A 14362-nucleotide genomic window follows, 5' to 3' on the forward strand; every position below is an offset into this window, starting at 1 on the left:
CGTGCGTCGCGGATCCGGCCCGCCGCCACCGCCGCCGGGGGGGCGCGGCTCCGGCCGACGCCGAGCGCGGATCGCGGCCCGCGCGATAATGGGACGGAGCACCCGGCTGTGACGCGGGAGGTGCCTGGTGACCAGCACGGTCGGTCCGGCCAGAGGCGCGGCGGGGGTCGACAGCATGCTCACGGATACGATCCGCCGCACCGGTGCCGCGATCGGTGCCGTCTACCTTCTCGCGCCGGACGAGCAGGTACTCCGTCTGGAGGTGCTCTGCGGGGTGTCGGCGGAGATCGCCGCCCCGTGGGCGCGGGTCCCGCTCGCCGCACCGGCCGCGGTGAGCGACGCCGTCCGCGAGAACCGGCTGATCTGGGTGGGCAGCCAGCAGGAGATGGTCCGGGCCTACCCCCGTGCCGCGATGGCCCTGCCGTACCCCTTCGCCCTGGCCGCCGCACCGATCACCGGGGCACGCCGCTGGGGCTCCCTCCTCCTGATGTGGCCGGCCGGCCGCTCGCCGCGGCTGACCCGCCGGGAGTACGGCCGGCTCGCCTCCTGCTGCCGCCGCCTGGCCCGGGCGCTGGAGGAGGACACCGGGGACGGCCGGCCGCGGGTCCTCGCGGAGCAGCCCCGCGTCCTCCCGCTGGAAACCGCCCGCCCGCTCCCGGGCCGGACGCGGGCCGCCTTCGACTTCGTCGAGCGCCTGCCCGGCGGCAGTTGCGCCCTGGACCTGGACGGACGCATCGCCTACCTCAGTTCGGGAGGCGCCCGACTGCTCGGCCGCGACGCCGGGGCCCTGCTGGGGACGCTGCCGTGGCAGTCCCTGCCCTGGCTCGACGACCCCACCTACGAGGACCGCTACCGCGCCGCGGTCATCAGCCGCGAGCCCGTCTCCTTCACGGCCTGCCGCCCGCCGGACCGCTGGCTGGACTTCCACCTCTACCCGGACGCCGGCGGGGTCAGCGTCCGTATCGTCCCCACCGGCGGACCGCCACCCGCGACCCCCGCGCCCCGCCGCGAGACGACAAGGGCCACCCCGGTCCGCGCCGGGCAGCTCTACCAGGTGATGCACCTGGCCGCGGCGCTGACCGAGGTCGTCGGGGTCAAGGACGTGGTCGACCTGGTCGCCGACCAGATCGTGCCCGCCTTCGGCGCGCAGGGCCTGATCCTGTCCACGGTCGACTCCGGCCGACTGCGGATCACCGGTCACCGCGGCTACCCCGCCGAGTTCGTCGAGCGCTTCGACGGGATGCCGCTCGGCACCACCTTCACCCCCGCCGGACAGGCGCTCGCCAGCGGCATCCCCTCGTTCTTCGCCGACCCCGAGGAGATGCGGCGGATCTACCCCGAGGGGCTGCCGACCACCGCGAAGCAGGCCTGGGCCTTTCTGCCCCTGATCATCTCCAGGCGATCCGTCGGGCTCTGTCTCCTGTCGTACGACCGCCCCCACGCGTTCCCGCCCGAGGAACGCGCCGTCATGACCTCGCTCGCGGGCCTCATCGCGCAGGCCCTCGACCGCGCCCGGCTCTACGACGCCAAGCACCAACTCGCCCACGGTCTCCAGCAGGCCCTGCTGCCCCACGGCCTGCCCGACGTGACCGGCCTCGACATCGCCGCCCGCTACCTGCCGGCCACCCGCGGCATGGACATCGGCGGCGACTTCTACGACCTGATCCGGCTCGGCGACACCGCCGCGGCGGCCGTCATCGGCGACGTCCAGGGCCACAATGTCGCCGCCGCCGCGCTGATGGGCCAGGTCCGTACCGGCGTCCACGCCCACGCGACCCTCGGCGAGCCGCCCGACCAGGTCCTCTCGGCCACCAACCAGCTGCTCACCGATCTCGACCCCGGTCTGTTCACCAGCTGCCTCTATGCCCACCTGGACCTCGCCCGGCACCGCGTGTGCTTCGCCAGTGCCGGACACCCGCCGCCCCTGGCCCGTCTCCCCGACGGCCGGACGGCCCCGGTCGAGGTGACCCCGGGCCCCCTGCTCGGCGTCGTGCCCGGAGCCGCCTACCCGGTCACCGAGATCCCGCTCACCGCCGGGCTGATGCTGCTGCTCTACACCGACGGTCTCGTCGAGACCCCGGGCGTCGACTTCGACGACTCCCTCGCCGAAGTGGCGACCCATCTCACCGGCGCGGACGACCAGGACCTGAACCTCCTCGTCGACGCCCTCCTGCGGCAGATCCGCCCCCCGCGACAGCGTACGGACGACATCGCCCTGCTGGCTCTGAGGAGCCGTACGGGACCGAGCCGACCATAGGGAATGCGTACTGCGGTGGGCCGGTCGGTCGACTCCGGGCACCACCGGAGCCGCGCCGCGAGGCGAGCGGAGGGCATACGGGTGAGGATGGGAAGGTCGTCACGACCAGGAGCCGCCATGACCGATCGACCCACCCGCCACGACCCCGCCCGCCGGCAGGCCCCCGCCCCGTGGGAGGCCTGGCCCGCCGCCGCGCCCGGCCAGGGGCATCCGGCCCACTGCCTGACCGCCGGGGACTACTGGTACGACCGCGGCGCGGAGAGCGCGGGCGCCGGCGCGGCCTTCGGAGCACGTGCCCGGACGGGCGCGGAGTAACCGCACGGTGGTCGTCACGCGTGCGCTGCTGATCGGCGGCGGGGAGGTACCCGCCGCCTCCGGCCGCACCACCGAGGACCTCGACCCGTACACCGGCGAGGTGTACGCGACCGTTGCCGCCGCCGGACCCGAGGACGTCACCCGGGCGGTCGACGCCGCCCACGCGGCCTTTCCCGCCTGGGCGGCGCTCGCCCCCTTCGCCCGCCGGGCGGTCTTCCTCAAGGCGGCCGACCTCCTCGACGCCAGGAGCGAGGAGGCCGCCGCGCTCATGGCCCGCGAGACGGGCAGTACACGCCCGTGGGCGTACTTCAACGTGGGGCTCGCCGCGAACATCCTGCGCGAGGCCGCCGCCGCGGTCACCGCCCCCCGCGGCGAGGTGCTCAGCGCCCAGGAAGAGGGCGCGCTGGGCCTCGCGGTGCGTGAACCGCTCGGTGTCGTGGCCGCGTTCGCACCCTGGAACGCGCCCCTCATCCTCGGCGTACGGGCCGTCGCCGCCCCACTGGCCGCGGGCAACACGGTCGTGGCGAAGCCGAGCGAGAGGGCGCCCATCGCCGCCGGGCTCTTCGTCGCCGACGTGCTGCGTGAGGCCGGGCTGCCCGACGGCGTCCTCAACGTGGTGACCAACGCCATCGAGGACTCCGCCGAGATCGCCGAGACACTGATCGCCGATCCCCGGGTCCGGGCGGTCGACTTCACCGGCTCGACCCCCACCGGCCGCCTCATCGGAGCGCATGCGGCGCGGCACCTCAAGCCGGCGGTCCTCGAACTCGGCGGCAAGAACTCCGTGATCGTCCTCGACGACGCGGACCTGGACTACGCCGTCGACGCGGCGACGTTCGGCGTCTTCATGAACGCCGGCCAGATCTGCATGTCCGGCGACCGCATCCTCGTCCACGACAGCGTCGCCGAGGAGTTCACACGACGGTTCGCCGCCCGCGCGGCGGCGCTCCCGACCGGCGACCCGGGCCACCCGGACACCGTCATCGGCCCGTTGGTCAGCGAGGCCGCGGCCCGCCGGGTCGCCGCGCTCGTCGCGGACGCGGTCGCCGCGGGAGCCACCGTGCTCACCGGCGGCGGGAAGCCGCAGGGCGCGGTGCACCCGCCGACCGTACTGAGCGGTGTGACGAGGGAGATGGAGCTCCACTACGCGGAGGTCTTCGGGCCCGTGTGCGTGGTCGACACCTTCACCGACGACGAGACGGCCGTCGCCCTGGCCAACGACACCGAGAACGGGCTGACCTGCGGCATCATCACCGAGAACGCCACCCATGGACTGGCCGTCGCCCGCCGGGTCCACTCCGGCATCGTGCACGTCAACAACCAGTCGGTCGCCGACGAGCCCCACGCCCCGTTCGGCGGCGTGAAAGCCTCCGGCTACGGGCGCTTCGGCGGGCGCTGGGGCATCGAGTCCTTCTCCAATACCCGTTGGATCACCATCGCCGGCCGACAGGCCCGTTACCCCTTCTGAGGCGGCGCGACGAGAGTGTCCGACTGGCCCGCCCGCCGCAGTGCGTCGGCGACGAACCCGTCGGCCTTCAGCTCCTCGACGAGGTCGGACAGGAACCGGACGGTCGCGGGACGCCGGGACAGGGTGGTGCCCACGGCCTGCCGGATCTCCATGAACCGTTCCTCGATCAGCCGGAGTTCGGGACGGTACGCGACGTACTCGGTCATCGGCTGCCGGATGCCGGCCGCGACCTCCAGGCCCTCGGACCGGAAGACGTCCACGCCCTCCTCCCCGCGTACGACGGAGGCGTGGCGCAGGGTGCGTGAGAGGTAGAGATCGTAGGCGGACCCCTGCTTCACCCCGATCCGTACACCGTCGCGGTCGACGTCGGCGACCGTGGTGAGGGACGAGTCCCGGTCCACCGCGAACACCCCCTCGATCACGACGTACGGCGCGGTGAAGGCGACCTCGGCCTCCCGCGCGGGTTCGACGGCCAGGAAGCAGAGGTCGGCACGGCCTGTGGCCATCGCCTCGTACGACTTGCGTGCCGCGTCGAAGCAGACGAGCTCGACCGGCACCCCCAGCCGCGCGCCGATCTCCCGCGCGAGGGCGACCGTGACCCCAGCCGGGGCCTCGGGCGTGCCCGCGGCCAGGACCGGGTTGCCCAGGTTGATCGACGCCCGCAGTACGCCGGTCGGTGCCAGATCCTTGCTGATGTCAGCCGTCGCGCTCGTCATGGGGCGGAGTCTAGGACACCGCCTCACACCGGGTGCGTGGCGTCCGGGCGCGGCCAGGGGCGCCCTTCGAGGCGCTCGATGTCGCTGTTGAACCGCTTGAGATACGCGGCGAAGTCGGCCACCTCGTCGGCCGTCCAGTCGCTGAGGACCCGCTCCAGGCCGTGGACGTTCTCCGCACGGTCCGCGTCGAGGCGGCGCCGGCCCTCGGCCGTGATGCTGAACTTGCGGGCGATGCCGCCGTCGGGGTCCGGGATGCGCTCGACGACCCCGGCCTTCAGCATGGCGGCGGTCTGCCGGTTGAGCGTGGAGGCGTCCAGGCCGAACGCCTCGCTGAGCTCGCCGATGGACATGGGCCCGTCGATCCGGATGCGGCTGAGCACGACGTAGGCGCTCCGGTCGAGCCGCCCGCCGGTGCTCCGCGTCCGGGGGTTGAACAGATGCGAGTGCCGACCGACGAGCATGGTCTCGAACTCGATCAGGTGCGTGGGCTTTTCCATGGGTGCCATCCTCCCAACCCCGCACGGCCGTCCGCCAACCACGGGCCCTTCCTGTGCAGGATACATGCAATATGTATTATGCATCTGATGTGTATGATGCACATCGCTCGCGCAAGCCCCGAGGGAGAACCACGTGAACAGCTCAAGGACCGACGCCCGCCCCGGTGGTGTCGTCGGCGTACTCGCCTTCGCGGGCATCGTGGCCGCGCTCATGCAGACCCTGGTCGTCCCACTCCTCGGCGACCTGCCGCGCCTCTTCGACACCAGCGCGTCGAACGCGTCCTGGGTCGTCACCGCGACCCTCCTCTCGGCCGCGGTGGCGACGCCCGTCGCGGGCCGCCTCGGCGACATGTACGGCAAGCGCCGTATGTTGCTCGTCTCCGTGGCACCCCTCGTCCTCGGCTCGGTGGTCTGCGCCCTGTCCTCCTCCGTCGTCCCGATGATCGTCGGACGCGGACTCCAGGGCATGGGCATGGGCGTGGTTCCCCTCGGCATCAGCCTGCTGCGCGATGTACTGCCGGCCGAGCGGCTCGGCGGATCCATCGCCCTCATCAGCGCCTCCATGGGTGTGGGCGGCGCGCTCGGTCTGCCGTTCTCCGCCGCCGTCGCCGAGAACGCCAGCTGGCGCGTGCTGTTCTGGGTCGCCGCGGTCCTGAGCCTCGCGGTCGGCGTGCTGATCCGGCTGCTCGTCCCCGCGGGCCGAACGGACTCCGCCCCTGGCAGGTTCGACGTACCCGGAGCCCTCGGCCTCGGCAGCGCCCTGGTCTGTCTGCTGCTCGCCGTGTCCAAGGGCTCCGGCTGGGGCTGGGGGAGCGCCACCACGCTCGTCCTCTTCGGCGCCGCCGTCGTCACCCTGCTGACCTGGGGGTGGTGGGAGCTGCGCACCGCCGAGCCGCTGGTGGACCTTCGCGTCACCGCCCGCCCGCAGGTGCTGATGACGAACGGCGCCTCGATCCTGGTCGGTTTCGCGATGTACGCCCAGTCGCTGGTCGTGCCGCAGCTCCTCCAGCTGCCCGAGGCCACCGGCTACGGCCTGGGCCAGTCGATGCTGGCGATGGGGCTGTGGATGGCCCCCGCGGGCCTGATGATGATGGTCCTCGCCCCGCTCGGAGCCAAGCTCACCGCCGCCCGCGGCCCCAAGGTCACCCTGGCCGTCGGCAGCCTGGTCATCGCGCTCGGATACGCGTCCGCCCTGCCGCTCATGGCGTCCACCGGCGGTCTGCTCGTCGTCACCCTCGTCTGCAACACGGGCGTCGGCCTGGCGTACGGCGCGATGCCCGCGCTCATCATGGGAGCCGTGCCCGTCTCGGAGACCGCGTCGGCCAACAGCTTCAACACGCTGATGCGTTCGATCGGCAGCTCGGTCTCGGCTGCCGTGATGGGCGTCGTCCTGGCGCAGATGACCACGGACTTCGGCGGCCATCTGCTGCCCTCCGAGAGCGCCTTCCGTGCCGCCCTGCTGATCGGCAGCGCCGTGGGCCTCGCGGCGGCGGCGGTCGCCATCCTCATTCCGGTGCGCCCGGGAGCGGACACCCCCCGGACCACCGCCCCCTCGCGCCCCGTGTCCGAGGCGAAGGTCTGACCGACGGCCCGTCCCCGCCGGAGCGCGCGACCCGCGGCCAGGACTCGGCCGTCCTTCATCGCACGGCCACCGGAAGGTCCTCCGAGGTTCGCAGGGGTACGGCAAGACTGATGTGGGCATGCCAGTCGCAGCCGCGCACCCCCATACAGCGGCCCATCAGGAGGACACAGGTGAAGACGAGTTCGCGGATCCGCAGGGTCTCGCTCATCCTCGGCAGCAGCATCGCGCTGGTCGTCGCCGTTCCGAGCAGCGCCCTCGCCGCGCCGCCCACGGCGCTGCCCGCGTCGGCGGACGGGCTGGAGCAGACGTTCCAGCCCGCCTTCGACTACGACACGGACGGCTGCTACCCCACGCCGGCCATCGGTCCGGACGGAACCGTCAACGGCGGTCTCAATCCGTCCGGTGCCCTCAACGGCCAGTGCCGGGACTCCTGGGACCTCGACAACACCAACGGCTACGCGCGCTCGAAGTGCAACAACGGCTGGTGCGCCGTCATGTACGGCCTCTACTTCGAGAAGGACCAGGCCGTGGCGGGCAGCGGGCTCGGCGGGCACCGCCACGACTGGGAGCACGTCGTGGTGTGGATCCAGAACAACGAGGCCCGGTACGTCTCCACCTCCGCGCACGGAAACTTCAACACCTACGGGCGCGACCAGATCCGGTGGGACGGGACACACCCCAAGGTCGTCTACCACAAGGACGGTCTGAGCACGCACTGCTTCCGGCCCGCCAACTCCAACGACGAGCCGCCGGAGAACCACAAGCACCAGTGGCAGTTCCCCGCCCTGGTCGGCTGGAACGGCTACCCCGCCGGGCTCCGCGACAAGCTGAGCCAGGCCGGCTTCGGCAGCGCCGTCTTCGGCCTCAAGGACGGCAACTTCGCCGGGCATCTGGCGAAGGCGAAGCCGTCCGGGGTCCCGTTCGACCCCTACGCGTGACGGGCTGCGCCTGACGAACCACGCCTGACGGGCTGCGTCCGACCGGAGGTCACGCGGGGGCGGCCCGTACGGGCACGTCGTGACTCTGGTGGCCTCCGCTGGCCAGTATCCGTACGTTGCCCTGCTCGTCGATCTCGGCCTGCACGATGCCGGTCTCGTCGGCGTACACCGGGTGCCCACCGGCGCCTTTGCGGTCCGTGCGGGTGACGACGATGGAGTCACCCGACACGGGAAATGTCAGCTCGTAGCGTTCGACGCTTGCCATGCGCCCTTTATAGGTGAACCGCACGCCGGTCAGCCGTTCCGACACCTCCCACAGGCGGTGGCCGATCTCCGGCTCCGTCGCCGCGGAGGACAGCCGAACCTGCGTCGGTCCGCCGCGCAGTTCGCCGCGGCCGTCCGGCCCGATGAACTCGCCGCTCGACACGCTCGGGTCGGTCGCCGCGTACAGCTGTGGCAGCGCACCACGGGCCGGCTGCCGCGCGAGCGGCCTGAGCGGGCGGCCGAAGACCAGCCGCGCCGGACCGACCGGCGCACCGGTCTGGAGACCGGTGGCGGTGTAGCCGGGGTGGGCGAGCACGCTTCGCACCGGGCTGCCGCCTCGGCCGAGTCAGCCGTCGGCCTTCGTGAAGTAGGCCGCGCTCTCCGCGTCCGCCGGGTAGTACGACTCGATCGTGACGTCGGCCAGCGTGATGTCCATCGGATTGCCGAACGTGGTGGTGGTCGAGAACAGCCGGAGTTCTCGGCCTCGTCCGCCGAAGCGAAAGATCATCGGAATCACCGTGTCGGATTCGACCGCCAGCCTCGCCGTGTCCGCGGACGCGGGCGTCAGCAGTTCCTCGTGGAGCGCGGCCAGTTCGGCGTCGGGAGCCGTGGCGAGCTGACGCGCGACGCGGGAGCGGAACACCGCACGTACGTCGGCCAGGTTGACGAGCCGCGGAGCGAGCCCGTGCGGGTCAAGTGCCAACCGCACCATGTTGATCGGCGGTCGCAGCAGGTCGGGGGCGACGTCCGCGAAGAAAGGGCCGACCGCGCGATTCGTCATCACGACGTTCCATCGGCGGTCGAGGACCAGCGCCGGGTACGGCTCGTGCGCGCGGAGCACCCTCCCGACCGCGTTCCGGGCCGCCGACAACGCGTCGCTGTCGAGCGGGCGCTCGGCGTACCGGGGTGCGAAGCCGGCGGCGAGCAACAGCTGGTTGCGATCACGCAGCGGCACATCGAGCTGATCCGCGAGCCGAAGGACCATCTCGGCGCTCGGTCTGGACTTGCCGGTCTCCACCAGACTGACGTGACGCGCCGACACGTCGGCGGCGATCGCGAGGTCGAGTTGACTGAGTCGCCGGCGATGCCGCCACTGCCGCAGGAGCTCCCCGACCGTGTACATGACCGCCAGGATGGCGCATACGGGAGCCGTACGCCATGACATCGGAGTTCATCGACAAGCCTCGCAACCGCCGAACACACTGCGTCCATGACCACGGACACGGAGAACAAGAGCATCGTCGAACAGGCGCTTGCGCGGCTGGTCGGGACGGGTGACGTCGATGCGCTCGCGCCGTTGCTGAGTGACGACTTCGTCCATCACCGGCCGGACTCGACCTCGTCCACCAAGGCGGAATGGCTCGCCGCCGTACGCGCCGTGCCGCTGGACGACCTGCGCGTCGAGGTCCATCACGTCCTGGCCGACGGTGATCACGTGATGATGCATTCGCGGCGCCGGATCGCGGGCGACGCGGGGCCGGGGATCGCGGGCGTCGACATCTGGCGGTTGGCCGGTGGGCTGATCGTCGAGGGCTGGGAGATCATCGAGCCGGTCGCCGACGCGGCAGCCCATGTGCTGTGGTGGGAGCAATCCACACCGACCGGGCGGTAGCCGCGTCCTCGACGGCATCTGGCCGCGGACCGCGACCCGTGGCGAACTGATGGGTGTCGCGATCGGTGTTGTCGTGGGGCGTCACCGGTACGAGGAGAGCAGACGTGCCAGATGCCGCCCCGCGACCTCCAGTGGTTCCACGCTGCGGGCGACCTGGGCCGCCAGTTCCGCGCCCTCCAGCGTGGCGATCACCGTGTGCGCCAGCTCCTCGGCGTCGGCTTCGGTGAATCCCGTGTCGCGCAGCTTCTCGGCGACCACCGCCCGCCACCGTGCGAACGCCTCGGCCGCCGCCTGCTGGATGTCCGGGGCACTGGTCGCCGTGCCGACGACGGTGGACGTGACCGGGCAGCCGTCGAGCCAGTCGGAGTCGCGCAGCCCTTCGGCGAGGGACGCGGTGAGCGCGACCAGGGCCTTCTCCGGCTCCGGCTCCGCGTCGAGGGCCTCGCGCAGAAGCTCGGTGAACTCCTCGTCGCCGAGGCGCACGGCGGCCGTGCCGAGCTCCTGCTTGCCGCCGGGGAAGAAGTGGTACACGGAGCCGAGCGTCGCCCCGGCCTCGCGGGAGATCTGCTTGATGCCGGTGCCCTCGTAGCCCTGGCGCTGCATCAGGCGTGAGGTCGTACGGATGATCCGCTCACGGGTTCCGGCGGTCTCGGGATCGTGCGGGGCCTTGGTCTTCACGCCTCCACCCTACCGAACTAGAGCGTTCGTTCTAGCATCGTGCTACGTTCCTCTCCAGATAGAGCGTTCGTTCTAGCGATTCTCGGGGAGAACTCTGTGAGCACGTCTGCTGTGAGTACGTCTGCTGTGAACACCTCGTCCGTGACGGTCATCGGTCTCGGCCCGATGGGCCGGGCGATGGCCGGCGCCTACCTGGACGCCGGCTATCAGGTCACCGTCTGGAACCGCACCGCGAGCCGCGCCGACGCCCTCGTCGCCAGGGGCGCGGTGCGCGCCGCCACCGTCGGGGAGGCGCTGGCGGCCAACGAGGTGGTGGTGCTGAGCCTCACCGACTACGCCGCGATGTACTCCATCCTGGAGCCCGCCGTCCCGGCACTGGAGGGTCGTGTCCTGGTCAACCTCAGCTCGGACACCCCGGAGAAGGCCCGTGAGGGGGCCGCCTGGGCGGCGAAGCACGGGGCGCGCCATCTGACCGGCGGAGTGCAGACGCCGCCGTCCGGCATCGGCTCCACGGAGTTCGACACCTTCTACAGCGGCCCCCGGGAGCTCTTCGAGGAGTACGAGCAGGTCCTGAAGGTGATCACGGGTACGGATTACCGCGGCGAGGACCCGGGGCTGGCCGCGCTCTACTACCAGCTCCAGATGGACCTCTTCTGGACCGCCCTGACCGCCTGGCTGCACACGCTGGCTCTGGCGAACGCGAACGGCATCAGCGCCTCGGAGATCCAGCCGTACGCGGCCGAGACGCTGGGCGGGATGGGCCAGTTCATCGACTTCTACACGCCTCGGATCGAGGCGGGACAGCACGCCGGCGACGTCGAGCGCATCTCGATGGCCGTGGCGAGCCTGGACCATGTCGTCCACACGACGCGCGACTCGGGCGTCGACCCGGCACTGCCCGCCGCGCTGCTCGAGTCATTCCGGAGGGCGGCGGCCGAGGGGTACGAGGAGGACAGCCTGACGCGGCTGGTCGCTCTGTTCGGGCGGGGAGCGGCGACGAAGTAGCCGCTCCCCGGCGGGAGACGGCCCGCCTCACGAAAGCGCGAGTCCGGGACCGGCGCCGAGGTCGACACCGGCCGCGCCGTCGCCGGCGAGTGCGGCGACCTGGTCGGTGATCAGGTCGAGGATCGTCGCCGAGGCCTCCGGATCGTGGCCCAGGACGAGGAAGTTCAGGGTCAGTCCGTCGGTCACGGCGGCCAGATAGCGGGCCAGGACCGGGACGGAGACCCGGAGTTCGAGCCCCATACCGGCGCTCACCTCCTCGATGAGGCCGTGGTAGATCTCGGCGTACCGCTCGTGCTGGCGGCGCGCCAGCTGCTCGAACCCCGGTGTGCGCAGGGCGTACTGGGTGAGCTCGTACGTGAGCATGTGCTCGCCCGGGTGGGCGCGGACATGGTCCCAGTAGGCGTCGAAGCCGGCCCGGATCGTCTCCCGGAAGGTGGCTCGCGGGCGCAGCGCCTCCTTGACGACTCCCACGTAATGGTCGGTGATCGTCGTGATCACGGACTCCAGGAGCGCCTGCTTGGAGTCGAAGCAGTAGTGGAAGACGCTCAGCGACACGCCCGCCTCCGCGGCGATGGACCGGGTCGTCGTCCTCGGGACGCCGTCCCGGGTCATCGCCCGGATCGCGGCCTCGGTCAGTTGCCGACGGCGTTCGGCGAGCGGCCTGCGGGACATAGGGTGGATCCTTTCGGTTCTGCGGTCTGCCGCCCCCGGGGAGCGGCGCGCGGGCCGGGCGGGGTGGACCCGATCGGATCCACCCCGCCCGGCCCGGCGGCCGTGCCCTGTCGCTCTGTCTCGCTGCGGCTCAGCCGCTGTAGACGCCCACCTCGTGGAGCGAGTACCCCCAGTCGGTGGCGCGCTGTACTCCCTGGATCCGTACGTACCGGGCGGTGGTGCCGGCGAATCTGGCCGTGTCCAGGCCGCCGTCGCCGGCCTCGGTCGACCAGACGGTACGCCACGCGGCGTCGTCGTCGGACACCTCGATGCGGTACGCCCTGCCGTACGCCCGTTCCCAGTCGAGGGTGATGCGCTTGACCAGCTGCGGCTGCCCGAGGTCGATCCGCAGCCACTGGCCCTCCCGCCACTCGCTCGCCCAGCGGGTGCCCGGGTTGCCGTCCACGGCCCGGCCGGGCGCGTAGGTGACGAACGGGTTCCACCACTCCGTGGTGGAGGCGGAGGCCGCCGCGCCCGAGGCCAGGTTCACCCCGGCCCGATGCTGCTCGGAGGCGCCCCAGGTGTCGAGGTAGGACTCGGCGCCGCGGAACAGGTCGTCCACCACGTCCTGACCACCGACCTTGCGGATGTCCTCGATCCAGTCCGGCACGAGTCCGACGTGCGAGGCGCCGTCGGTGTTGAGGTCCCAGGTGCGCTGCCCGGTGGTCTGCCGGTCGATGACCGAGCCGCCGTCGACGCTGCGGAAGGGGTACGTGACCTTGTTCGGCGCGTCGGCGCCGCGCGGGCCGGGCCAGCCGCCGACGCCGTTCATGTCGGTGCCGTAGCCGTAGCCGACCCCGTACTTGTCGCGCAGCGCGTCCTTGGCCTTGGCCTCCGCGCTGAACGCCTCGGACCCGTTCATGTACTGGGTGGCGAACCCGCCGAGCTTGTACAGCCGCTCGGTCCAGCTGCCGTCCATCCAGCTGTGCGAGGAGATCGCGCCGGGGTAGGACTCCGACTCCATGATGTCGAAGGCCCGGCCGGCGGCCTTCACGCTCATGTGGTCCAGTTCCAGCATCATCTTGCGTTTCATCATCCCGCGCACCGCGTACTCGCCGAGTTCGGTGAGCCCGCGGGTGTTGCACCGGGCGTCCTGGTTGTACCCGGGCACGCTCACGCCGGCCGGCAGCTCCTTCTGTGCGTTCGGCGCCGCGGCCAGGCCGATCGGGTTGTCCTGCTGCGGGCCCGCGCACTGCTCGGTCTTCCAGAAGGTCCCGGTGGAGAGGAACTGACCCACGTTGATCGCCGTGCCGAGCGCCCCGGAGTCGAAGCGGACCCCGCAGAGCGCGTTGTCGAACTTGTGGCACAGGAACATGCTGCGCACGCCGAGCCCGTGCAGCTCGTCCAGGCCGCGGTCGATGTCCGCCCGGGAGCACTGCGCGATGTCGAGGATCTGCTTGCAGCCGAAGGGCTCGGAGGTCTCGACGCCGAGCACCACGGCCAGCTTGCCCTGCGCGATGACCTCGCGGGCCTGGGCGCTGTCGGTGACGATCCGGAAGAAGCCCTTGCCCGGTCCGCCGTACATCTTGTCGATGAAGGCCTGCATCTCGTACGTCTTCCTGGCCTGCAGACGGATGGAGTCCATCTCGTCGCAGCCGCGGTCCTTGAAGAAATACACCGAGCAGATCACACCGTTGGTGACCAGGTCGTTGACGAGCACCCGCTGCCCGCCGCGCCAGGCCCGCTCCACCCAGGCGTAGTAGTTCTGCTGGTGGGTCAGCGAGTCATGGGCCGGCCAGTCCTTGAAGGTCGGCCAGCCGTTCGGGTCGTGCTTGCCGTCGCCGCCCTTGGTGATGAAGTCGAAGATCGCGAGCGAGCCGTCGGGGTAGTGCTCGGGACAGTCCTTGAGCGCGTCGGCGACGCCCAGTTCGGAGAAGGTCTTGCCACAGATAAGGCGGCCGCCGAAGGCCTCGTTCGACATCAGGTGGTTGTGCGCGTCGACGAACCCGCGCACCTCGCCCTGGGCGTTGGTGCCCTTGAAGGGCTCGCCCGTGATGTTGATCTCGGAGTCGGGCTGGGGCCGGGCGACGGGGTTCCACCAGGTGTCGGCGGCGGAACCGGGCGCGGGGCCGAGCAGCATGGCAGCCATCGTGGCCAGGAGCAGAGACAGCACGGTCAGGGCTCTGCGCCTGCTGGTCGTGGCGCTGCGTGGGGGGCGCGTCAGGGACATCACTCACGTCCTCGGTCGGCTGGTTGGCGGCGCGGTGTGTGAGTTGTCATGTTCCGCGCTGAGGGTGTGTCGAGAATCCCGACTGCCACGACCCGAGTCAAGAGTCCGGGACAGTTGACCTGATGGACCGTCGGATCGGGTGGGCGCGT

14 protein-coding genes and 1 pseudogene are annotated in these 14362 nt (G+C 71.5%); 7 read left to right on the forward strand and 8 right to left on the reverse strand.

The annotated features are described in order from the left end of the window. Nucleotides 1–175: 175 nt before the first annotated feature. The 3 genes from ACZ561_RS03540 (at nt 176) to ACZ561_RS03550 (ending at nt 4040) form a co-directional block, all read left to right on the forward strand. Nucleotides 176–2257 (forward strand): SpoIIE family protein phosphatase, encoded by a 2082-nt coding sequence (locus ACZ561_RS03540; protein ID WP_470989132.1) that lies wholly within the window; start codon nt 176–178, stop codon nt 2255–2257. A gap of 117 nt (nt 2258–2374) precedes the next feature. After that, a complete protein-coding gene (locus ACZ561_RS03545) occupies nt 2375–2572 on the forward strand; it encodes a hypothetical protein (protein ID WP_470989135.1) in 198 nt (65 codons plus the stop codon). A gap of 7 nt (nt 2573–2579) precedes the next feature. Then, nucleotides 2580–4040, forward strand: a complete 1461-nt coding sequence (locus ACZ561_RS03550; RefSeq protein ID WP_470989137.1) for an aldehyde dehydrogenase family protein — start codon at nt 2580–2582, stop codon at nt 4038–4040. On the opposite strand, the gene ACZ561_RS03555 is transcribed toward ACZ561_RS03550, so the two are convergent. Next, nucleotides 4028–4756, reverse strand: coding sequence for a transporter substrate-binding domain-containing protein (locus ACZ561_RS03555; RefSeq protein ID WP_470989139.1), 729 nt, complete (start codon nt 4754–4756; stop codon nt 4028–4030). The genes ACZ561_RS03550 and ACZ561_RS03555 overlap by 13 nt on opposite strands. A 23-nt stretch (nt 4757–4779) precedes the next feature. Further along, complete coding sequence (locus ACZ561_RS03560; RefSeq protein ID WP_470989140.1) at nt 4780–5253, reverse strand: MarR family winged helix-turn-helix transcriptional regulator; 474 nt, start codon at nt 5251–5253, stop codon at nt 4780–4782. A 133-nt stretch (nt 5254–5386) separates the two neighbouring features. Between ACZ561_RS03560 and ACZ561_RS03565 the strand changes: the two genes are divergently transcribed. Both ACZ561_RS03565 and ACZ561_RS03570 read left to right on the forward strand, forming a co-directional pair. Beyond that, on the forward strand, nt 5387–6835 hold the full coding sequence (locus ACZ561_RS03565) for an MFS transporter (protein WP_470989142.1): 1449 nt from the start codon (nt 5387–5389) through the stop codon (nt 6833–6835). 170 nt (nt 6836–7005) lie between these two features. Continuing rightward, complete coding sequence (locus ACZ561_RS03570) at nt 7006–7773, forward strand: NPP1 family protein (protein WP_470989145.1); 768 nt, start codon at nt 7006–7008, stop codon at nt 7771–7773. 49 nt (nt 7774–7822) lie between these two features. Here the strand turns inward: ACZ561_RS03570 and ACZ561_RS03575 are convergent, their stop codons facing one another. The 3 genes and pseudogenes from ACZ561_RS03575 to ACZ561_RS03585 all read right to left on the reverse strand — a co-directional run bounded on the left by ACZ561_RS03575 (nt 7823) and on the right by ACZ561_RS03585 (nt 9160). After that, the gene (locus ACZ561_RS03575) at nt 7823–8038 is read right to left on the reverse strand and encodes a DUF6296 family protein (RefSeq protein ID WP_470990052.1); all 216 of its coding nucleotides are present in this window, start codon (nt 8036–8038) and stop codon (nt 7823–7825) included. A gap of 9 nt (nt 8039–8047) precedes the next feature. After that, nucleotides 8048–8383: pseudogene (locus tag ACZ561_RS03580) on the reverse strand (SDR family NAD(P)-dependent oxidoreductase); the annotation flags it as partial. Further along, the gene (locus tag ACZ561_RS03585) at nt 8384–9160 is read right to left on the reverse strand and encodes a helix-turn-helix domain-containing protein (protein ID WP_470989147.1); all 777 of its coding nucleotides are present in this window, start codon (nt 9158–9160) and stop codon (nt 8384–8386) included. An 87-nt stretch (nt 9161–9247) separates the two neighbouring features. Between ACZ561_RS03585 and ACZ561_RS03590 the strand changes: the two genes are divergently transcribed. Continuing rightward, entirely contained in the window at nt 9248–9649 is a 402-nt protein-coding gene (locus ACZ561_RS03590; RefSeq protein ID WP_470989149.1) for a nuclear transport factor 2 family protein, read from the forward strand. 81 nt (nt 9650–9730) lie between these two features. Here the strand turns inward: ACZ561_RS03590 and ACZ561_RS03595 are convergent, their stop codons facing one another. Beyond that, nucleotides 9731–10327 carry a TetR/AcrR family transcriptional regulator gene (locus ACZ561_RS03595; RefSeq protein WP_470989152.1) on the reverse strand — a complete coding sequence of 199 codons (597 nt, stop codon included), beginning with the start codon at nt 10325–10327 and terminating at the stop codon, nt 9731–9733. A gap of 111 nt (nt 10328–10438) precedes the next feature. On the opposite strand from ACZ561_RS03595, the gene ACZ561_RS03600 reads away from it, so the two are divergent. Further along, entirely contained in the window at nt 10439–11332 is an 894-nt protein-coding gene (locus ACZ561_RS03600) for an NAD(P)-dependent oxidoreductase (RefSeq protein ID WP_470989155.1), read from the forward strand. A 27-nt stretch (nt 11333–11359) separates the two neighbouring features. Here ACZ561_RS03600 and ACZ561_RS03605 read toward each other — a convergent pair whose 3' ends face one another. Both ACZ561_RS03605 and ACZ561_RS03610 read right to left on the reverse strand, forming a co-directional pair. After that, the gene (locus ACZ561_RS03605) at nt 11360–12004 is read right to left on the reverse strand and encodes a TetR/AcrR family transcriptional regulator (protein WP_470989158.1); all 645 of its coding nucleotides are present in this window, start codon (nt 12002–12004) and stop codon (nt 11360–11362) included. 130 nt (nt 12005–12134) lie between these two features. After that, the gene (locus ACZ561_RS03610) at nt 12135–14213 is read right to left on the reverse strand and encodes a galactose-binding domain-containing protein (RefSeq protein WP_470989161.1); all 2079 of its coding nucleotides are present in this window, start codon (nt 14211–14213) and stop codon (nt 12135–12137) included. Between the last annotated feature and the right edge of the window lie 149 nt (nt 14214–14362).

This window comes from Streptomyces sp. NPDC039609 (assembly GCF_055596705.1).